23 protein-coding genes are annotated in these 20,897 nt (G+C 44.3%); 14 read left to right on the top strand and 9 right to left on the bottom strand.

All coding sequences use genetic code 11. The features are described 5' to 3' along the window. Entirely contained in the window at positions 1-816 is an 816-nt protein-coding gene (gene pcaD / locus ICN41_RS09145) for a 3-oxoadipate enol-lactonase (protein ID WP_216292619.1), read from the bottom strand. A 102-nt stretch (positions 817-918) separates the two neighbouring features. On the opposite strand from pcaD, the gene ICN41_RS09140 reads away from it, so the two are divergent. From ICN41_RS09140 to ICN41_RS09125, 4 genes are read left to right on the top strand one after another with little or no spacing between them, the layout of a single operon-like run. Further along, positions 919-1,926, top strand: coding sequence for a tripartite tricarboxylate transporter substrate binding protein (locus ICN41_RS09140; protein WP_216292618.1), 1,008 nt, complete (start codon positions 919-921; stop codon positions 1,924-1,926). Continuing rightward, complete coding sequence (locus ICN41_RS09135) at positions 1,913-2,815, top strand: amidohydrolase family protein (protein ID WP_216292617.1); 903 nt, start codon at positions 1,913-1,915, stop codon at positions 2,813-2,815. The genes ICN41_RS09140 and ICN41_RS09135 overlap by 14 nt, the downstream gene beginning before the upstream one ends. A gap of 44 nt (positions 2,816-2,859) precedes the next feature. After that, positions 2,860-3,084 carry a hypothetical protein gene (locus ICN41_RS09130; RefSeq protein WP_216292616.1) on the top strand — a complete coding sequence of 75 codons (225 nt, stop codon included), beginning with the start codon at positions 2,860-2,862 and terminating at the stop codon, positions 3,082-3,084. A 5-nt stretch (positions 3,085-3,089) separates the two neighbouring features. Next, on the top strand, positions 3,090-3,461 hold the full coding sequence (locus ICN41_RS09125) for a hypothetical protein (RefSeq protein WP_216292615.1): 372 nt from the start codon (positions 3,090-3,092) through the stop codon (positions 3,459-3,461). On the opposite strand, the gene ICN41_RS09120 is transcribed toward ICN41_RS09125, so the two are convergent. The 3 genes from ICN41_RS09120 to ICN41_RS09110 all read right to left on the bottom strand — a co-directional run bounded on the left by ICN41_RS09120 (position 3,458) and on the right by ICN41_RS09110 (position 5,446). Continuing rightward, positions 3,458-3,760, bottom strand: coding sequence for a HigA family addiction module antitoxin (locus tag ICN41_RS09120; RefSeq protein WP_216292614.1), 303 nt, complete (start codon positions 3,758-3,760; stop codon positions 3,458-3,460). The genes ICN41_RS09125 and ICN41_RS09120 overlap by 4 nt on opposite strands. Before the next feature lie 9 nt (positions 3,761-3,769). Beyond that, a complete protein-coding gene (locus ICN41_RS09115; RefSeq protein WP_216292613.1) occupies positions 3,770-4,048 on the bottom strand; it encodes a type II toxin-antitoxin system RelE/ParE family toxin in 279 nt (92 codons plus the stop codon). 126 nt (positions 4,049-4,174) lie between these two features. Beyond that, positions 4,175-5,446 (bottom strand): serine hydrolase, encoded by a 1,272-nt coding sequence (locus ICN41_RS09110; RefSeq protein WP_216292612.1) that lies wholly within the window; start codon positions 5,444-5,446, stop codon positions 4,175-4,177. Between the two features lie 171 nt (positions 5,447-5,617). On the opposite strand from ICN41_RS09110, the gene ICN41_RS09105 reads away from it, so the two are divergent. The 3 genes from ICN41_RS09105 to cobA are packed head-to-tail and all read left to right on the top strand — an operon-like array spanning position 5,618 to position 8,734. Beyond that, on the top strand, positions 5,618-7,327 hold the full coding sequence (locus ICN41_RS09105) for a nitrite/sulfite reductase (protein ID WP_216292611.1): 1,710 nt from the start codon (positions 5,618-5,620) through the stop codon (positions 7,325-7,327). Beyond that, positions 7,324-7,908 carry a DUF934 domain-containing protein gene (locus ICN41_RS09100; RefSeq protein ID WP_216292610.1) on the top strand — a complete coding sequence of 195 codons (585 nt, stop codon included), beginning with the start codon at positions 7,324-7,326 and terminating at the stop codon, positions 7,906-7,908. The genes ICN41_RS09105 and ICN41_RS09100 overlap by 4 nt, the downstream gene beginning before the upstream one ends. Position 7,909: 1 nt before the next feature. Then, positions 7,910-8,734, top strand: a complete 825-nt coding sequence (gene cobA, locus ICN41_RS09095; protein WP_216292609.1) for a uroporphyrinogen-III C-methyltransferase — start codon at positions 7,910-7,912, stop codon at positions 8,732-8,734. Here the strand turns inward: cobA and ICN41_RS09090 are convergent. Continuing rightward, positions 8,657-9,049 carry a sirohydrochlorin chelatase gene (locus ICN41_RS09090; protein WP_370629124.1) on the bottom strand — a complete coding sequence of 131 codons (393 nt, stop codon included), beginning with the start codon at positions 9,047-9,049 and terminating at the stop codon, positions 8,657-8,659. The genes cobA and ICN41_RS09090 overlap by 78 nt on opposite strands. A 42-nt stretch (positions 9,050-9,091) precedes the next feature. On the opposite strand from ICN41_RS09090, the gene ICN41_RS09085 reads away from it, so the two are divergent. The 6 genes from ICN41_RS09085 (at position 9,092) to ICN41_RS09060 (ending at position 15,876) form a co-directional block, all read left to right on the top strand. Beyond that, complete coding sequence (locus ICN41_RS09085) at positions 9,092-10,111, top strand: calcium:proton antiporter (RefSeq protein WP_216292607.1); 1,020 nt, start codon at positions 9,092-9,094, stop codon at positions 10,109-10,111. 90 nt (positions 10,112-10,201) lie between these two features. Continuing rightward, on the top strand, positions 10,202-10,507 hold the full coding sequence (locus ICN41_RS09080; RefSeq protein ID WP_216292606.1) for a hypothetical protein: 306 nt from the start codon (positions 10,202-10,204) through the stop codon (positions 10,505-10,507). Between the two features lie 2 nt (positions 10,508-10,509). Next, the gene (locus ICN41_RS09075) at positions 10,510-13,023 is read left to right on the top strand and encodes a glycosyltransferase family 1 protein (RefSeq protein ID WP_216292605.1); all 2,514 of its coding nucleotides are present in this window, start codon (positions 10,510-10,512) and stop codon (positions 13,021-13,023) included. After that, positions 13,013-13,810, top strand: a complete 798-nt coding sequence (locus ICN41_RS09070) for an ABC transporter permease (protein ID WP_216292604.1) — start codon at positions 13,013-13,015, stop codon at positions 13,808-13,810. The genes ICN41_RS09075 and ICN41_RS09070 overlap by 11 nt, the downstream gene beginning before the upstream one ends. Then, a complete protein-coding gene (locus ICN41_RS09065; protein ID WP_216292603.1) occupies positions 13,811-15,028 on the top strand; it encodes an ABC transporter ATP-binding protein in 1,218 nt (405 codons plus the stop codon). Then, entirely contained in the window at positions 15,025-15,876 is an 852-nt protein-coding gene (locus ICN41_RS09060; RefSeq protein WP_216292602.1) for a bifunctional 2-polyprenyl-6-hydroxyphenol methylase/3-demethylubiquinol 3-O-methyltransferase UbiG, read from the top strand. The genes ICN41_RS09065 and ICN41_RS09060 overlap by 4 nt, the downstream gene beginning before the upstream one ends. A gap of 48 nt (positions 15,877-15,924) precedes the next feature. On the opposite strand, the gene ICN41_RS09055 is transcribed toward ICN41_RS09060, so the two are convergent. From ICN41_RS09055 to ICN41_RS09040, 4 genes are read right to left on the bottom strand one after another with little or no spacing between them, the layout of a single operon-like run. Continuing rightward, positions 15,925-17,133, bottom strand: a complete 1,209-nt coding sequence (locus ICN41_RS09055) for a hypothetical protein (RefSeq protein ID WP_216292601.1) — start codon at positions 17,131-17,133, stop codon at positions 15,925-15,927. Between the two features lie 23 nt (positions 17,134-17,156). Further along, complete coding sequence (locus ICN41_RS09050) at positions 17,157-18,998, bottom strand: carbamoyltransferase (protein WP_216292600.1); 1,842 nt, start codon at positions 18,996-18,998, stop codon at positions 17,157-17,159. A 3-nt stretch (positions 18,999-19,001) separates the two neighbouring features. After that, positions 19,002-19,154 carry a DUF5989 family protein gene (locus ICN41_RS09045; RefSeq protein ID WP_216292599.1) on the bottom strand — a complete coding sequence of 51 codons (153 nt, stop codon included), beginning with the start codon at positions 19,152-19,154 and terminating at the stop codon, positions 19,002-19,004. Positions 19,155-19,165: 11 nt separating this feature from the next. Continuing rightward, a complete protein-coding gene (locus tag ICN41_RS09040; protein ID WP_216292598.1) occupies positions 19,166-19,585 on the bottom strand; it encodes an SxtJ family membrane protein in 420 nt (139 codons plus the stop codon). 174 nt (positions 19,586-19,759) lie between these two features. On the opposite strand from ICN41_RS09040, the gene ICN41_RS09035 reads away from it, so the two are divergent. Then, complete coding sequence (locus tag ICN41_RS09035; RefSeq protein ID WP_216292597.1) at positions 19,760-20,896, top strand: hypothetical protein; 1,137 nt, start codon at positions 19,760-19,762, stop codon at positions 20,894-20,896. The last annotated feature ends 1 nt before the right edge of the window (position 20,897 follow it).

Here is a 20,897-nt window from a genome sequence, read left to right as displayed (position 1 = left end):
TTATAGGGTGTTATCTACCGAATCAATAAATTCCCGAATCGTCTGATTAAAGACGGCAGGCTGTTCAATATTAGACAAGTGAGCGGCGTCTTCAATTAACACTAGCTTTGATCCGTCAATCATCCGATTCAGAACGATTGCTTGCTCTACTGTACAGGCTGGATCTTGGCGTCCAGTCAAAATCAATGTGGGCGCCTTAATCTTTAAGAGCATGGTGGTTTGCGCCATATCTCTCACTGCACTTGCGCAGCCAATATAACCCTCAACCCCAGTTCCCAAAATCATTTGGCGAACTTTTTCAATATCTTGTGGGGCGCGCTCAATAAAGGGTGCCGTAAACCAACGCTGAATGGTTCCGTCTACTAAGCCAGGAATACCGTCCTTGCGAGCAGTTGCAAATCGATCTTCCCATAAACTTCTTGGAGGCATCTCACTGGCGGTGTCACACAATGACAAGGAGTAGACGCGCTCAGGATAACGAGCACCCATTTGCTGACCAATCATGCCGCCCATCGATAGGCCAATGAAATGGACTTTATCAATCTTTAGGGCATCCATCAGCGCCACTGCATCATCCGCTAATTGAGAAATGGAATATGGCCCCGGAGTAGTTTGACTACCACCATGCCCTCGTTTGTCGTAACGTAATACACGATAGCGATCTGCCAAGGCAGGCACATTCCAGTCCCACATCGAATAGTTTGACATTAAGCTATTGGCCATCAAAACAACATGGCCATCTTCGGGGCCATCAAATCGATAGGCTAGCTCTAGTCCGTTGAGCTGAATTGTCTGGTGTTCTGGCTTCTGAGTCATTTGTCTCCGCTTTCTCTGTATTTTTAGATATTGTTATTTATGTAATCTTGAGAGCATGGTAGATTATCCAATGAAACTATAAAAAATATTGAAGGAGACAAGATGCATACAAATAAACGCCCAGGGCAGTTTGCCCTTAGCTTCCTCAGCCTAACCCTCGGTCTTGGGCTTGCCGTCACCACCAGCATTAGCCAAGCCCAAAGTAAAGCACAGAGCTATCCTGATCGCACAGTCAAAATGGTCGTTCCATTGACCACTGGATCGGGAGCAGACATAGCAGGACGTGTAGTAGCGAAAAGTCTCTCCGAAACCTGGAAGCAATCCGTCATTATTGAAAATCGTCCCGGAGCAGGTGGTCTCATTGGCACAGGCGTTGTCGTGAACTCCGAGCCAGATGGTTACACCTTATTGGTGCAATCAGCATCCTACGCTGCTAATCCAGCCATTTATAAAAAGCTGCCTTACGATCCATTGAAAAGTTTGATTGATGTTGCCATTCTTGGGCAAACACCTTATGTCATGATCACTGCTGCGGATGGCCCTTATCAAAGTATTCGGGATTTAGTGATAGCTGCTAAATCCAAGCCTGGAGAAATTACCTTTGCTTCAGCCGGCGTAGGTAGTTCAACCCACCTTGCTGCAGAGTATTTCAATCAGTTGATGGGTGTGAAACTCATTCACGTTCCGTATAAGGGATCCCCTGAGGCTATCCAGGACACAATGGCTGGACGCACTGCGTTTTATATGGCCCCACTGGATACGGCTAGCGCACAACTCAAAGGTGGCAAAGTCCGTGCCCTGGGTATTACCAGTAAAACTCGCAATGCCGCTGTACCAGATATTCCCACCATTGCTGAACAAGGCTACCCAAACTTTGAGATTGGCTTGTGGTTTGGCGTATGGGCACCTGCAGGTACACCCCCTGCAATCGTGAACAAGATTAATCAAAGTATTAATAAATCCATGCAAGAGCCCGACGTAAAAACGGCTTATGAAACTAAAGGAATCAAAGCAACACCGATGAGCCCTGCAGAATTTAGCAAGTTTGTTCGCGAAGAAATAGCGAAGTATCAGAAGATTGCCAAAGAAGCTGCAATTGAGCCTCAATAGCAATACTGCACCACTCTGCCAAGCACCCGATTCGGAAATTCGATCACCACAGATTCAATTTCCGAAGGGTGCTGTTGATTGCCATGCACACGTTTGCGGTCCAGCTGATCAATTTCCCTACGCACAAGAGCGTATCTACACACCGCCAGATGCCACTTTAGAAAGCTACACGCGTCTACTGCATTCATTAGGCGTAGATCGAGCAGTCCTAGTACAGCCGAGCGTGTATGGCAGCGACAACCGCGCTATGGTGGCTGCCCTCAAAAGCCATCCTGAAAAATTTCATGGGGTTGCTGTCATTGCTGATAATGCAAGCGACGCGGAGTTGGAACAACTTCACTTAGCAGGCGTGCGAGGATTGCGATGCAATATTGTGGATGTTGCTGATAAAAGTGCTGGACTACCCATTCAATATCTCACTAAGCTTGCAAACAGAATTGCATCTTTTGGCTGGCACCTTGAGCTACTGATGCACGTAAATGAATATCCAGATTTAGTAACCGTATTTGAGAACTTTCCAGTTGATGTCGTGTTTGGTCACTTTGGTTATTCTCATGCAAAGCACGGTGTAAGTGAGCCCGGCTTCCAGGGTATGCTTGAACTCATGCGGCAAGGTAAGGCATGGGTCAAAATGACAGGGCCCTATCGGATTTGCGACAGCAATCTGCCTTATCAAGAGATGCGCATATTCAATGATGCGGTGATACAAGCTAACCCTAGGCAGTTAATTTGGGGGAGCGACTGGCCCCACGTTATGGTTAAAAGGCAAATGCCGCATGATGCCGATCTCTGCGACCTCTTTGGGGAATGGGTTAGAGACCCAAATCTACGAAAATCGATCCTGGTCGATAACCCATGTATCCTGTACGACTTTCCGGTACTAAATTAAGTATCTGACTTAGCCATGATTTGCATGAAAGAATATCCATCAATATGAGCAATACTTTGACAATCATTTTGGGCATTGTTGCCATGCTTCTTCCTCTAGTGGTTGGGCGCCTCTATTGGAAGCGTTTTGATCACTATTTTGGCAAAGGGGATGAAGCCTATATGGACACTCTTGAGTACTTCCTCAAGAAGATTGGTTCCACCATATTGATTGCCTTCATCATCCTTTGGATAGGCATGAGCCTAGTATTTAACGGTAGTGCTTCTTAAGCATCATGAACGATCAACTCAAACTCATTCTAAGCAAAGCAAAGTTGAACTTTGCTATCTTGGGAACCATCTTGATCCTTGCCGTGGTGGGTAAATTAATTGATCCAGAACAAACTAATCGTATTTTTGTAACTGCAGATCAATTGGTCTCTGAGTTGTATCTCATTTTTGCCGCCATCACCTTGGGCGCTTTTATTCCCAACTTTAAGTTAGTAGCCTTTGGCTCAATTGGGGCCTTTATTGCCGCAGTGATACTGATTCACTTCGGAGTCTTTACCTACCTAAGTGCTGAATACCTTTTTTCAGTACTCATTGTTGTCTTGGGATTTGCTTCCATCGCCAATCTGTATCGGCACTATCGAGAATTTAGACTTTAAGCAGCGATCTTAAAGACTCTAATCCTCGGCTCTATTACTCTTTGAAGCGTTCGCTTTGCCATTCTCATGTCGTACTCAGATTGAAGATTCATCCAAAACCGTGGGTCCATGGTGAAAAATATACCGAGACGTAGAGCTGTATCCGCAGTAATCGGTCGAGATCCGTGCACAATTTCACTGATTCGACTTGGTGATACGTCAATATCGGCAGCCAATTGACGAGCAGTAATACCCATAGGCTTCATGAAGTCTTCAAGCAATATCTCGCCAGGGTGAATTTCATCTAGTAGTTTCGTCATCATATTTCCTTAGTGGTAATCCACAATTTCTACTTTGTGTGCGCCATCCTCTTTCCAAATAAAGCATATTCTCCATTGGCCATTAATACGAATACTGTGTTGGCCCTTACGCCCTCCCTGCAAACTCTCCAACATATTGCCAGGTGGAACTCGTAAATCCAGCAAATTAGTAGCAGCATGCATTTGCAATAATTTGCGTCGGGCAATTCGTTCAAAATTTTTAAATTTACGAGCGACTTTGCAATTAAATAAGTCTTCAGTTTCTTTGCATGCGAATGAATGAATCATGCGACATTATATTCCGTATTAAAGATTCTGTCAAATAGAATATTTAACTCCATAGCCTTTAATGGCTATAAATAAAAAAGCCCCGAATCATCGGGGCTTTTCTTTTCTAGTGCAAGCTTCAAGAATTTACTTCTCAAGCGCTCCATAAATTACGGAGTTCAATTGCTCGCGGTGGATTTTGCGAATATCTCCAGGCGCAACACCCATCATGACAACGACCATCTGCTCTTTTGGATCAGCCCAGAAAACAGTACCGTAAGCGCCATTCCAGGAATAGTCGCCAACGTTGCCATTGTTTGCTGCAAGTCCGCGCTCCATGCGCACTGCAACTCCCAATCCAAAGCCATATCCGATACGAGCAGGTTCAGTGTTTGCCACATTATTGCGAATATCCTTATTCAAATGATTCGATGTCATGAAAGCAACTGTCTGTGGGCCAAGTACTCTTTTGCCTTCTAGACTTCCACCATTGAGCAACATCTGACCAAAGCGAATGTAGTCTCCAGCAGTTGAGTAAGCGCATGAACCACCGCAGTCAAATTTCACTTTTTTAGTCAGAATATCGACTTTTTGTGGCTTACCAGAAATAGGATCGATTGGAAGCGGCTGTGCCAAGCGAGGACGATTTTTTTCCGCCAGATCAAATGTGGTATCAGGCATACCCACTTTCTTCCAAATACGATCTTGCATTACCGTGCCTAAGGGCTGTCCAACAATTTTCTCTTGAATAATGCCCAAGACATCTAAGCCAAACCCATAATCCCAGACAGTTCCAGGTTCGTACAGTAAGGGTGCACTAGCTAGCTTATCGATAAACTCTTGAGGGGTATATTGAATCGCAGCAACCGCAGAACCTGATGGGTACATTTTATGAACTGGTGTAGCACCCCTACCTCCATAGGTTAAGCCATTCGTATGACGCATCAGATCCTGAATGGTGATGGGATTTTTTGCGGGAACTAAGTTCAGCTTTCCTTCGGCATCTACTTGTCCTACCTTCATCTCTTTAAATTCAGGTAACCAATTTGAGATAGGCGCATTCAGAGGCATCTTGCCTTCTTCATAAATAGTTAAGGCGCTAACGGAGGCCATTACTTTAGTCATCGATGCCAAGTTAAAAATAGCATCGTTCGTCATTGGCTTGTTATTAGCTTTATCCAAATAACCGTATGACTTATAAATACTGAGCTTGCCATTTTTAGCAACGGCCAATACTGCGCCTGGCATCCGATTGTTCGCAATCTCATTTGCAAAGAAGGCATCAATTCGCTTGAGACCTTCCTGAGAAAATCCCTGACCTGCATTCATGGGCAATGGGGTTTTAGGGGCATCAGCCGCAAAAATGGCGGCACTGGCCAGTAATCCTGCAATGAGGCTGGCAACCTGTAGTTTTTTCATCCTATCTCCGTGGTTTTATGGTTCTTATTGAGGAAATACATCCTTAGATGCATTGAAACAGAGTTTTCAAGCTTTGGCCTTGGGGAATATTCCTATATACCCATATTCATATATAGAAAGGACTTTTAATTCGTTTGAGAAATATCTGATCAATATGACAATGGCGCTCTTATGTATAAATATGACGCCATCGACCAAACCCTTGTAGATGAACGGGTTGCCCAGTATCGAGATCAGGTCTCTAGACGCTTAAATGGCACCCTGGCGGAAGAAGAGTTTCGTCCACTGCGTCTTCAAAATGGGCTTTATCACCAGCGACATGCATATATGTTGCGGGTTGCGATTCCCTACGGCTTGTTTAACTCTAAACAATTACGTACTTTGGCATTGATTGCTGAAAAATATGATCGGGGCTATGGCCACTTCACTACCCGTCAAAATATTCAGTACAACTGGGTCACACTAGAAGAGACTCCCGATATTTTGGCTGAATTAGCCAAAGTAGAGATGCATGCGATTCAAACTTCAGGAAACTGTATTCGCAATATCACCAGCGATGCATTTGCTGGAGTTGCTGCAGATGAATATGTTGATCCTCGCCCGATTTGCGAACTACTGCGTCAATGGTCAACCTTACATCCTGAGTTTGCTCACCTCCCTCGCAAATTTAAATTTGCGATCAATGGCGCAAAAGAAGATCGTACGGTATTGCTTTGCCATGACGTAGGCATTGAACTCAAGAAGAATGCTGCCGGTCAATTATTAGCCAACATCTATGCTGGTGGCGGCATGGGTCGGACACCGATATTGGGATCGCTCATTAAAGAAGATTTGCCATGGCAATTACTGCCGAGCTACTTAACTGCTCTACTGCGCATTTACAACCGTTTTGGCCGACGCGACAATCTCTACAAGGCGCGCATCAAGATCCTAGTCAAAGCTCTGGGCCCGCAAGAGTTTGCTCGCCAAGTTGAAGGTGAGTGGGCGCATATTGCTCATGGTGATGACAACTTTACTCAGGCTGAATGGGATCGCGTCGCACAGCATTTCACCAAGCCGACTTATAAAACATTGGGCGCGCTCAGTACTGAGCAACTTATCGCTGGAGTGCCTGAGTCTGAGAAGGCTGCATTTGCCCGCTGGCATGAGCGCAATGTCAGAGCCCATCAAGTACCTGGCTATGCCAGCGTGATTCTTTCTCTAAAACATCATGGCATTGCGCCGGGTGATGCCACTACTGCGCAGATGAATGCCATCGCTGATTTAGCTGATCAATTTAGCTTTGGTGAGCTACGTGCTACGCATGAACAAAATCTCGTGCTAGCCGATGTAGAACAGACTCAACTCCTCGCTTTATGGCAAGAGGCTAAGAAGCAAAAAATTGCCTTGCCTAATATTGGCTTACTAACTGACATCATCGCCTGTCCTGGTGGTGACTTCTGCTCCTTAGCTAATGCCAAGTCATTACCGATTGCAAAGGCGATTCAGGAGCGTTTTGATAACCTCGATTATTTGTATGACCTGGGTGATATCAGTCTCAATATCTCTGGTTGCATTAACTCTTGTGGCCATCATCACGTTGGCAATATTGGGGTACTTGGCGTTGATAAAGATGGTGAAGAGTGGTATCAAATTACCTTAGGCGGCGAACAAGGCAATGATGCTGCTATTGGCAAAGTCATTGGCCCGTCTTTTTATGCCAATGAGATTCCGGATGTCATGACCAGCATTATCAATACCTATGTTGGGCAACGTGACGGTGAAGAATCATTCATCGAAACTTATCGTCGTCTTGGAGTTGCGCCATTTAAAGAGGCAGCATATCTCAATGCAAAAGCAAAGGTGCATAAGCCGAATGCAGAGGGAGCTCTTGCCTCATGACTACTTTAGCCAATATTCAATTTAACCCTCAAGTGATTCGTTTTCCTAAGGGTGGCCAACCCTCTCTCATCCAGAATGAATGGCAGGTATGGAATGGTGAACTAGACGAGGGTGGCATTCCTGATCTAGAGCATGGCGCCCATAAAGTCTTGGTGCCTTTTCATTGGTGGATTACCCATCACAAGAATGCCGACATTATCGAGCGTGCCAGCAAAGGTGAAATCGGCGTCTGGTTTGCCGCTGATGAAGATATTCTGAAACATGCTGACGTCATTGAAGCCGGTAAAAAAGTATGGCCTTTAGTAGCAGCCCATTTCCCCATCTTTAGAGATGGTCGAAGCTTTAGTACCGCCGCCTTATTGCGCGACCGTTTAGGCTGGCAAGGCGAGATTCGGGCAATTGGTGATGTCCTGATTGATCAATTACTTCAAGGCGCACGTGTGGGCTTTGATAGCTTTGAATTACGTCCAGATCAAAGTATTGATGTTGGTTTAAATCAATTTAATTTGTTTACTGTCACCACCCAAAATAGTTGGCGCAATAAACGCTCACAATTAGAGCGCTCACTACTGAATTCTTAAGATGAATACCGCGAACTCTCTCGGCAAAGTGTATCTAGTAGGTGCTGGACCTGGTGCCGCTGACCTCATTACCGTTCGAGGTGCGAAATTACTCGCAGAAGCGGATATTGTTTTTCATGATGCTTTAGTCGAGCCGGAAATGTTAGCGCTATGCCCACAAGCGACTTTAGTACTAGTCGGTAAGCGTTGCGGTAAGTTATCTTCTGCGCAGCACTTCATTAATAAGCGTCTAGTTGATGCGGCGCATAAATATCAAACAGTTGTACGTCTTAAGGGTGGCGACCCCATGCTATTTGGTCGTGCCGATGAGGAGCTCAGCACGCTAAAGGATGCTGGCATAGCTGTTGAAGTAGTCCCAGGCATCACCGCTGCTCTAGCTGGTGCAGCCAGTATTGGTCAATCACTCACCTTGCGCGGCATCTCTCGTAGCGTTGCCTTTGTGACACTGGCCCAAGCCACTGATAATCCTGGATTGGGTGAGCCCCTTGCTAATCCAAGTGCCGACACTTTGGTGTATTACATGGGTCGCAAAGACGCGGCACGCATTGCGCAGCAGCTCATTGAGAAAAGCCCTAATCACGGACTCGATACTCCTGTGCAAATATTAGAAGCAGTCAGCACAGCGCGTGAGCGTCAGTGGTCTAGCACTCTCTCAGAGTTGGCCGCAGGTAAAGCCGATTCATGGTTTGATACAAGCTCGCCCGCACTCATCATGATTGGCGAAGCGCTGAAGCAAAGCGCAAAAAATTTAGAGGGCTCTGGCTCCGAAATCCACAATGGCTTGCAAGACAGCCAAGTCTTCGCCCACAGCAGGCGTAGCGCTTAGTTTGAGATTGGGGTATTGCTTTTGGCATGCCTCAAGTAGTGCTGGAAAGTCATTGCGTAAGTGACCACCTTGCCCAAAAAAGACAGGCACTACTGTTATTTGACTTGTGCCCTTTTCACAAAGAGACTTCACCGCATCTTCTAGTGAGGGCTGCATCATCTCCAAAAAGGCGAGCTCTACTGGTGTACCTGGATGTTGCTCCTGCCATAGTGTTGCCAAGCGATCAAAGGGCTCTCGCCAACGCGCATCCCGCGCCCCGTGCCCAAAGAGAATGATTGCTTTCATAGCTTTTTCAGATTGACTTGTAAATGCTATAAGCTTACCCCTTATTGACTATCCTTGCCCCAACCAGCTGCTATGACAACTTTACTAAATCAAACTTGGGTTATTTTTTTGCTGGGTGCCGCATTGATTGGGGCCGTCCTCTTAGCGGTTCATCATGCTGAAGTCATTGCCCATAAAGTTGGTGAGCCTTTTGGAACTTTAGTGCTTGCACTGAGTGTCACTGTCATCGAGGTGGCTTTAATCGTATCGATGATGCTTACTGGTAATGCGGGTTCAGAATTTATTGCTCGTGATGCCATCTTTGCAACCGTCATGATCATCATGAATGGCGTTATTGGGCTTTGTATTTTTGTCGGCGGCCTCAAACATCACGAGCTCTCTTTCCGCAACGAGGGAACCAACTCTGCACTTGCAGTACTCACTGCATTAGCCACGTTTATTTTGGTAATGCCGATGTTTACAGTGAGCACTCCTGGACCAGACTTTACTAAGAGCCAATTGGCTTTTGCTGGCATTGCCTCTTTTGTACTCTACGCTGCATTTTTATTTTTTCAGACAGTAACCCACCGCGATTACTACCTTCCAAAATCCAAAGCGCAGAAGACCGATAGCAGCGTACATGCCCCTAAACCCAGCAATACGAAAACGCTGATCAGCGCTGGTCTTCTGTTGGTTTCTTTGGTTACCGTAGTTGGCCTAGCGAAAGCACTCAGCCCCGCCATTGAGGCTGGCGTTAAAGCCATTGGCGCTCCTAAGACAGTAGTCGGTATTGCCATTGCGCTGCTCGTTCTATTGCCGGAAAGTTTTGCTGCCGTGCGCGCCTCACGCGCCAATCGACTTCAAAGCAGTCTCAATCTTGCACTGGGCTCAGCTCTAGCGAGTATTGGCTTAACCATTCCGACTGTTGCTGCTATTGCTATCATTTTTGACCTGCAATTAAGTCTGGGCATCAGCTCTCTCAACATGGTCTTGATGTATCTATCCTTCTTTATTGGCGCCCTTACATTGGCTATTGGAAGAACGACCCTCGTACAAGGTGTAGTGCACCTAATCATCTTCTTTGAGTATCTATTTTTGAGTTTGGTGCCCTAGGCATCCTACGTTCAGCAAGCACAGCCTAAATCAGGCCCCCAAGTCCATGAGGCAATATAATCTCGGGATACTGAAGACCAACACAATTGCATGAAAAATAAGCTCAAAAGCCTCATCAAAACCAGCATTCTGAAGCTATATAGGCTTGTCTTTAACTTCCTGAATCGTCACCCACGATTACATGGGAAGATTTTGTACCATCTCCACAAATCAGGACTTCATAAAAAAATTAAAAAGTTTTACTACAAAAGTATTTTAAAGTTAAATGAAGAATACTCAGATCAAATGATTGGCCCCGTAATTGTTGATATTACTTCTGCTGATCTCACTTCCCAAGCAAAACTGATTTATCAGCAATTTCTAGCACAAGCATCATCCGGCAGCAAAGAGAAATAAGCATGCGTATCGTTATTGATCTACAGGGGGCTCAAAGCTCAAGCCGTTTTCGAGGAATTGGTCGCTACTCTCTTTCGCTAGCAAAAGCCATTGCCCAAAATGCAGGGGATCATGAAGTCCTCTTAGTACTAAATGGATTATTTCGAGAAACGATTAAACCCATCAGGGAGGCTTTTTCTGGAATCCTTCCATCAGAAAATATTCACATTTGGTATGCTCCTGGCCCAACGAAAGAATGTAACCCTGGAACTCAGAACCTCAGGGAGTCAGCAGAACTCATTCGCGAAGCCTTTATTGCCAACTTAAATCCTGATGTGCTTCATATCAGCAGTATGTTTGAAGGCTATGGAGATAATGCCATTACAAGCATTGGGCGAGTTGATTATAACTACCCGATTAGCATCTCCTTTTACGACTTAATTCCTTTCCTCAATCCAAAGGAATATCTCGAGCCGAACAAAAACTATGCCAACTACTATCTTCGTAAGTTGAATGATTTAAAAAAGGCAAATTGCTTATTAGCAATATCCGAATTTTCTCGACAAGAAGGTGCAGACCACTTGGGATTTGAAGAAGACTCGATTGTGAATATTTCATCCGCTGTGGACCCATTCTTTCAAGACCACTCCCCACAGACTAATATAGCGGCCTTGAATCAAAAACTGGGAATTTCAAAGCCCTTTATTCTTTATACCGGCGGGGCTGATCCTAGAAAAAACCTAAAGCGTCTTCTCCAGGCCTATGCAAAGCTTGATCCGTCACTGAGGAATCAACATCAATTAGTTCTAGCTGGCAGGATTGATAGTAGCGAAATGCCTGAACTCACTAAGGCAATCGGTAAAAATGGTTTAAGTATTGAAGATATTATCTTTGCTGACTATATTACTGATGATGAATTGCAGACTTTGTACTACACCTGCAAACTATTCATCCTCCCATCTTGGCATGAAGGCTTTGGACTTCCAGCTCTAGAAGCCATGAAATCAGGCGCTGCAGTCATTGGCTCCAATGCCACTAGCATTCCCGAGGTCATTCAGAATCCTCAGGCACTTTTTGACCCTCTTTCCGTCGATTCAATTGCTAATAAGATTCAAGAAGTTTTAACCAATCCCCAGTTATTAGATTCCTTAAAAATCCTAGGCAAAGAGAATGCCAAGCAATTCTCCTGGGATTTTTGTGCTCAACGTGCTATCAAGGCATTTGAATCGATTGCTAAGCCAAATCGCATCTCCAATGCAACAGATCATTGGCCTGAAGTTCTGACCAAAAAGATTATCAATCTGCCATTCATCCCAAGCGAAGAGCAGATGGTTTCATTATCAGCTTGCTTAGCGCAAAATTTCCCCGCACCCAAAAAAGAGAAGCAGCTTCTAATAGACGTATCCGAGCTCAACAAGCGTGATGCCAAAACAGGCATCCAACGCGTTGTTCGTTCACTATTGAGCGAGCTCCTACTCAATCCTCCTGCTGGCTATAGCGTTCAGCCAATTTACGCCAATAATTTTCATCTAGGTTATCGCTACGCCAATCGACTGAAGGCTCGTTACCTGGGTCTACCTGAGGATGATGTTCTTGAAGAGCCTATCACTACCCAGCCAGGCGATGTTTTCCTAGGCTTAGATTTACAGGCTGATGTTGTGCAAGCACAAAAGCAATATCTAGCAGCGCAATACTTGAATGGCCTCAAAGTCTATTTTGTTGTCTATGATTTGCTGCCGATCGCTTTACCATGGGCATTCCCTGATGGCACTGATGAAGTTCACTCCAAGTGGATTCAAGAAATTAGTAAATATGACGGCATCTTCTGCATATCCAAGGCTGTTGCAGATACCTATGTGGAGTGGGCAAAAGATAATATCCCGAACCTTCCATCAAATTTCTTGGTCTCATGGTTTCACCTTGGGGCTGATATTGCTAACTCCGCTCCAAGCACTGGATTACCAGAAAATGCGACAGAAACACTAGAACATATCTCAGCTAAAACAAGCTTTGTATTAATTGGCACGATTGAACCCCGCAAAGGCTATGCGCAAACATTAGAAGCATTTGAAGTACTTTGGTCGCAAGGCGTTGACGTCAATCTAGTCTTCATCGGTAAGCAGGGATGGCTGGTAGAAGAATTAATTCAAAAAATTCAATCCCATCCGGAACTGAATCAGCGTCTATTTTGGCTTGAAAGCATTAGTGATGAGTACCTGGAAAAGCTCTACCATGCCAGCACCTGTTTAATTGCTGGCTCTTTTGGGGAAGGGTTTGGTCTTCCACTCATTGAAGCGGCCAGCAAGAACATTCCCATCATTGCACGTGATATTCCCGTTTTTAGAGAAGTGGCTGGCGATCATGCCTTTTACTACAAAGCAGATAATGCATTTGAGTATGCACAGGCGGTACAGTCCTGGCTTACGCTTTATCAGAATCAGAAGCACCCTACATCAGGCGGGATGACCCATCTGACCTGGAAAGAAAGTACGGACTCCTTGGTAAATAATTTGTTAAGCTCTGTGAATGCTCAGTAACAGCCTGTCTTCCCTTTGGAAATACCGCGCTTTCATAGTTGGAAGTGTTAAGCGAGAATTTCAATCTAAATATCGCAATTCCTTGCTTGGGATAGCTTGGCCGATTATTCAGCCCTTAGCGATGATCCTCGTGTATACGGTGATTTTTTCGCAAATCATGCGGGCTAAGCTACCAGGAATTGATAGTACTTTTGCTTACAGTATTTATCTATGTATCGGCATCATTACTTGGTCCCTATTTTCTGAAATTACGACCAAGGCGCAATCTGTCTTTATTGATAACGGCAATTTACTGAAGAAGCTCAGCTTCCCGCGAATCTGCCTCCCGGTTATTGTCATCCTCAATGCCTTACTCAACTTTGGCATTATTTTTCTCCTGTTTACGCTCTTTTTAATCATCACTGGTACTTTTCCTGGGATGATCTTTTTTGCCTGTATCCCCCTTCTCATTTTGCAGATTGCATTTGCAATTGGACTGGGCATTACCTTGGGAGTCCTCAATGTCTTCTTTAGAGACATAGGCCAGTTCTACAACATCTTTTTACAATTTTGGTTCTGGCTCACCCCCATTGTTTACTCAGCAAATATTCTTCCTGAATCCATTAGGCCTTTTATGGCACTCAACCCTTTATTCGCCCTGACTGAGTCTTACCAAAACATCTTTACCAAAGGGATTGAGCCTAACTGGTCAAGCCTATGGCCTTTAGTGCTTGTAACCATTATTTTTAATTACCTCGGATTTGCATTATTCCGCAAACACTCCGGTGAAATAGTGGACGAACTCTAAATGGGCACTATCAGCGTTCGCAATCTAGGCAAGGCCTATAAGCGCTACCCAAGCCGCTGGTCACGCCTCATCGAATGGATGACCCCATTTGGTAACCCGCGCCACCAACTCAATTGGGTATTAAAAAATGTTAATTTTGATATCAAAGCTGGTGAGTCTATTGGCATTATTGGAACTAATGGCGCAGGAAAAAGTACGCTACTCAAAATGATTTCAGGAACATCTCATCCCAATAGTGGTGAGATTCAGATCACGGGTCGAGTGGCAGCCTTGCTAGAACTAGGTATGGGTTTTCACCCCGACTTTACTGGTAGACAAAACGTATTCATGGCAGGTCAATTACTGGGCTATGGCGTTAATGAGATTTCACGTCTCATGTCTAAGATTGAAGCCTTTGCTGAGATTGGTGAATATATTGATCAACCAGTACGCTTTTATTCTAGCGGAATGCAAATGCGCCTAGCCTTTAGCGTAGCAACAGCGCATCGCCCTGATATTTTGATTGTGGATGAGGCGCTCTCCGTTGGTGATGCTTATTTCCAACATAAATGCTTTGATCGTATCCGTGAATTTCGGGAACAAGGTACTACCTTACTGATTGTGTCTCATGACAAGATGGCGATTCAGTCCATTTGCGATCGGGCTATCTTGTTAAACGGTGGCGGCATTGCACTAGAGGGTAAGCCAGAAGAAGTCATGGATTACTACAATGCCCTGATCGCTGATCGTGAGAACCAAACGGTTCGTCAAGAAGCCTTGGAGTCAGGCAAAGTTCAAACCATCTCTGGTACTGGGGAGTGCCAGATTGACACTATTGCGCTTGTTGCCAATCAAAATGAGACGGACGTCATTCAAGTAGGCCAAGCCGTCAGCCTGTGCGTCAAGATACGTTGCGAGCAAAATATCAATTCTTTGGTCTTTGGTTACATGATCAAAGACCGCGTAGGACAATCCGTATTTGGAACTAACACCCACCATCTTGGCAAAGAGATGCTCAATCTCAAAGCGGGCGAACAAGTTGAGTTGACTCTTAATTTCACAGCTAATCTAGGTCCTGGGACCTACTCCCTTGCAGCAGCACTGCATGCTCACGATAGCCATTTATCAAAGAATTACGAATGGCGTGACCATGCTTTAGTATTTAGTGTGATCAATACCAATCAAGACCATTTTTTAGGTGTTAACTGGCTCCCTCCTGAAATTGAGATCCGTAGATGAGCGACAACTTCTATAAAGCATTTGAAGATCAGTTTCGTGGCTCACGCGAGCTCATTAAACAGCGTCTGCGCGCTTATCAACCCTTTATAGAGAATCTACCCAAGTTTGATCAGTCTGGTACTGCGCTTGACCTAGGATGTGGTCGTGGAGAATGGTTAGAGATCCTAGGCGAGCAAAAAATCAATGCCAGCGGTATTGATTTGGATGAAGGCATGCTGTCAGATTGTCGCAAGCTTGGCCTCAAGGTTGAGCAAGGCAATGCTTTAACTAAACTGAGTGCTCAAGCAGATAACAGCTTAGTACTCATATCTGGGTTTCATTTGGCAGAGCATTTAAGTAATGCAGACCTACAAACTCTCGTCAAAGAATCTTATAGAGTATTGAAACCCGGCGGATTGCTGATTTTAGAAACGCCCAATACAGAAAATATCTCTGTAGCGACAATCAACTTCTATTTTGACCCAAGTCACCTCCGCCCTATTCCAGCAAAACTTTTGCAATTTCTAACCTTGCATTTTGGTTTTGCGCGAAGCAAGATTATTGGACTACAAGAATCAGTAGAGTTAAGAGACGGTACTCAAACACCTAGCCTTTTTCAGGTTCTCAATGATGTCAGTCCTGACTATGCCGTAGTTGCACAGAAGGCGGCAGATATAAAAACTATGAATCATTTTGATGCTGCTTTTGAAAAACGCTACGGCCTACACCTTGACGAATTAGCAGCGCGCTATGATGCTGACATTCAAGCTAGAATCGCCAAAATAGAAGATCAACATAATCAAATTCGTAAAATCCTTTGGCCAGCAATCTGGCTAAAGAAAAAGTGGTCCTCCTTAACGGGGAAATAGAACCACTGAAACTCAGCTCATTTCTGAACTTAGTAAATTCGTTGATTTTTACTGAGACTTTTCCAAGTACTTGGTCAACAAGTTAGCTCTTGCTTTATGGCCCGCTGGCGATGGATGCTTATCTAGCTCATGAATATAAAACTGTGGATCTAAGTTCTCATTCTTATTAGCCAAGGTCATATCGATAGTGCTGATTCCCATTGCGTTGATCTCAGCCAGAATTTTTTCATTGTTATAGCTACCTACAAACCAATTATCGTCAGCCTTAATAAAGCCAAGTACTAATTTTTGCCCCTTAGCCTGTAATTCAGATTGCATGGTTTTCAGAATACCCAGATAAAGCCGGACCTGATCATCCTGATTCTTGGTAACCAATAGACTATCCTGAACCAAATTAAAAATTTTGGAGAAGGTAATCAAGGCACGTACAGGCTTTGGAGAGTGCTCCACCCATCCAAATGACCTACAGTAGCCATCACGCTCAACTAGGCCATTTGATAACAACTTGTACTTAGGGGAACCCAAAGAAAAAGAGTCTGCACAAGCTGAACGGCTTGCGTGCCAAGGAGCCGTTAAGGCAAAGTGCAAGTCAGCTTGAGTGTTTATTGGACTCTGAATAATGGCCAATGCCTGATGCATTCCCCACCCATGAATACCGTAGTTTTTAACAAATAAAGTGGGTGTAGTGCTTTTATTGCTCAGCTGGGCAAAGTAGTAAGGAAGGGTTTCATTATCCTGAACACCCTCGCCAAAAGTGAATGAATCACCTAAAAAATTAACTCGGTGTTTAGATTTACTTCCATCAATATTTACTTCCGGGGTGTATCCATATATCGGCGTAGCTCGAAAGCCATCAGATCCGATCGTAAAAATGACGTCATAGACAGGCTTATTAGGCGCGGCCATCTTGATTGCCGTGAAAGCGCCCGGTTTTGGTTGAAGCCCAAATGGTCCTAACTGCCAATAGGCAGGTGTGTTGTATGTTTGCGCAGAATCAAAGTAAGCAAAAGGTCCATTACCAGCCTTCTTTTGCAAGTCCTGCATCAAGCCCAAAGCATTTTCAATTAAAGCCAAGGTAGCCGTAATAGAAATCAGAATGAGGAGTGTATTTTTTAAAAAGCGAGAATAAATCGCAATCACTACCAGGATAAAACTAAGGCCCCAAAAGAAACTGCCTACACTGCGATTGCTATATGCATGAAATAAAGCGTAGCCAGCAATGACTGCCAAAAAGAGCGCAGGAATCAATTTTTTCATGCGGCAAAGCCCAATCTAAATAATCAATCTAATTCGTAGGCGTTTTTGTAATCCAACTTTAATGCTGGATCCTGATCTTCCTTGCGCATAATCGAATTGCCAACCACCAAGAACTCAATCTCAGTTCCCATAAGGCAACGGAATGCGTCTTCTGGAGTGCAAACGATCGGCTCACCACGCACGTTAAAGGAGGTATTCACCAGGACAGGACATCCAGTCAACTCCTTAAAGCGGCTAATTAAGGCGTGATACTTGGGATTGGTTTGAGCGTGCACTGTCTGCACCCGCGCAGAATAGTCAACATGGGTAACTGCCGGTATTTGTGATCTCGGAATATTGAGCTTTTCAATTCCAAACAACTGCTGCTGATCATCGGTCATTGCTAGACGCTTGGATTTTTGAACATCCGCAACTAATAGCATGTATGGACTATCCGAATCAATCTCGAACCACTCTGAAACATCTTCACGCAACACGCTGGGTGCAAATGGTCTAAAAGATTCGCGGTATTTAACCTTCAGATTGAGTAATTTCTGCGCAGTTGGTGAGCGAGCATCAGCCAAAATAGAGCGACCACCTAATGAGCGAGGGCCAAATTCCATGCGGCCCTGATGCCAACCAACAGCTTTATCTTCAGCCAGCGCTTGTGCGGTTAGCTGAATAATTTCTGCGTCACTGTGATTGGTAAATACAGCGCCAACAGACTGCAGACGCTTTTCAATATCAGATTGGGAATACTCTGGGCCAAGATAAGAACCCTTCATGCCATCCTGCAATTGCGGATTCACAATGCGAGGCTGTTTGAGCATCAAGTAGTAGGCGCCAAGTGCTGCGCCTACGGCACCGCCTGCATCACCTGCAGCAGGCTGAATCCAAATATTTTCAAAGACATTTTCACGTAGCAACTTACCATTTGCTACGCAATTTAGGGCAACACCACCAGCTAAGCAAAGATTTTTCAATCCAGTCGATTTTGCAATGCCCTTAGCTAGCTTAATGACGACTTCTTCAGTCACGGCCTGGATGGATGCAGCTAAATCCATTTCGCGCTGAGTGAGCGCAGACTCTTCACTACGACGTGGGCCACCAAACAAATCATCAAACTTTTGATTGGTCATGGTCAGACCAGTGCAATAGTTAAAGTAGCTCATATCAAGAGCAAAAGAACCATCTTCCTTAATATCGATTAAATAGTCCTTCATCAACTGCGCATATTTTGGTTCACCATAGGGAGCTAATCCCATCACTTTGTACTCACCAGAGTTAACCTTGAAACCGGTGTAGTAAGTGATTGCCGAGTAGAGCAATCCTAAGGAATGTGGAAAGTGAATTTCTTTCTGCACACTCAAATCTGAACCCTTACCTACAGCAACAGAAGTGGTGGTCCACTCACCTACGCCGTCCATGGTCAATACTGCAGCCTCTTCAAATGGCGACGGAAAGAATGCACTGGCAGCGTGACTGAGGTGGTGCTCTGAAAATAGCAAACGCTCCGACCAATCAACATCCTTGCCCCATAAATCTTTTAAGGCGCCTGCGATCACCGACTTTTGAAAGAGCTTGTCTTTCAACCAAATAGGCAAAGCAGTTGCAAAAGACTTAAACCCAACTGGGGCATAGGCTAAATACGTCTCTAGCAATCGTTCAAACTTTAAGAAAGGCTTGTCATAGAAAACGACATAGTCGATTTCATTAGGAGTGCAGCCCGCTTCAGCCAAGCAATACTCAATGGCTTTACTAGGAAAATCCTGGTCGTGCTTTTTGCGTGTGAAGCGCTCTTCTTGAGCGGCAGCAATGATATCACCATCAACGACTAAGCATGCCGCAGAGTCGTGATAGTAAGCAGAAATTCCCAGGATCTTCATAAATTAAAACAGTGTGTAAATAAATGGGGCAACTACAGAACCTTTAGCGGCCAAAATCAGCAATCCGCCTAAGACAACCATGACAACCACAATCGGTAATAGCCAAAGCTTCTTACGAACGCGCAAAAACTTCCAAAGTTCTTTAATAAATGACATAAATTTACCTTTTAAAATTGTTCTTTAAATGATTCGGGTGCTGGACCATGGGGTTGGCGCTCAACCCAGTAAGAGCTCACTTGACGTTTTTTTAACTTCAGCTCATCACGACCGAATACACGCATGAGGATGGCGATTGGGGTAATGAGAATAAAGAACAAAATCCCCAAAACTATCGGGCTAACTACACGCCCCATCAATAATCCCAATTGGAACCACAGTTTATTTAAAGGGCGTAACAAAGCTGGCGCAAAAAAACCTGCTAACAAGAAAATAAGGCTTAAAACGATGGATATATGAATCCATGAATCAGAAAAATCCTCATACCAAAAATAGGCGGCTGCAATTAAGAAAACCACAAAGAACAATAAACCGAAGCTTCTCTCAGAAGGTAGGGTTGGATTTAAGGATGAATTCTCAGAATGACTCATAGAAATAGCGGGTTTTTTTGTAAGTTACTGATTATAAAGGTCAATAGAAAATTGGCATATTTAGCGTAATCAGAGCTTTTAATTACGTCCAATAGGCAAAACTTGGGCACCAAAAGGCCCGTTAAAGATAAAAATTATCAGTAGAATGCAATTTCTACAAAAATACTCTTAAAAATGAGCTTTTCTCTCATCAAATCCTTGTCTATTAAGGCCCTTTTTCTCATTTTGGGGGTTTATTACTTTGGATTGACCATCAAGCTTCCGAATTGGCGCTGGATGGAGCAAAAGTTAGATCCCCACTTTGGTATGCTTGAAACGGGACTGCCCTTTTTTAGGCCATGGCTTCCAGTTGAACGCTTTGAGTGGTCTCTACATCAATCTAATTGGTATTCAGATAACTTAACCTATGGCCTGCTGGCTGGCTGGATGTTTTACCTCATTTATCGCAATGCTTCATCTATTTTTAGCTTTGTCCTGTTAGCCGCACCCTTAAGTCTGGTTGTTTGGTATACAGCAAACGGCGGTACGCTCTATGACATCACCGCTGCTTTTAGCTTGACGTATTTGCTCGTTATCTTTCGAAATGGCAGCAAATCAGACTCTTACTGGGTACTTGCTGGTATTGGGCTATTGATGGCGATTCTGGATCACTCTAGACCATTTGCTTTTCAAATCTGCGTACTCATGACCCTATATGGCATCTATTTGTATCGCGCTAAATTTTTGGTCGCACTTGCTGTCTTTGCTCTTCTAGTTGCGCCTTTTCATATTAATCAGATGAAGAAATTTGAAACTTTTGAACTCAGCACTTACGGGGGCAATAACCTTGTAGAAGCTTTCCAGGGCGTCATTCCTTTCGCAACCGATTGCTACTACCTTGAGATGTCAAAACGTCTAGGTACTCGAGATGGCGCTATTTGTGCACTGGAAAATAAAAAGAAAATTTTGGGAGAATTGAAGCGCAATCCCAAGTTGATTTTGGGAGTCTTTACACCAGAGCGCATCAAAAAAGTATTTTTTCCTGAACTAGTTTGGCATGCCACAGGCTTAGATCCCAACTCTCCTAAACAAGTGGAGATTAGAGATTGGTTTCATATTTACTTGGCACTCATTTATCTTTTGGCCATCATTACTCTGATTCGCAAAACTGAACGTCCTTATAAATTGCTGATTATTGCTATATATGCGTACATTGTTTTAATAACTTTTATGGCGAATAGACTCTCTGAAACAATTCGCGTTCTAATGCCATCTCTTACTGCGCTCGTGCTCCTTTGCCAGACCTATTTCCCGAAGCCTAAAGACCAATAGA

Origin of the sequence: Polynucleobacter sp. 15G-AUS-farblos (assembly GCF_018882445.1) — a bacterium.
Classification (GTDB): domain Bacteria; phylum Pseudomonadota; class Gammaproteobacteria; order Burkholderiales; family Burkholderiaceae; genus Polynucleobacter.
Note: the sequence above shows the minus strand (reverse complement) of the source record. Positions and strands in the feature narration are given on the sequence as shown.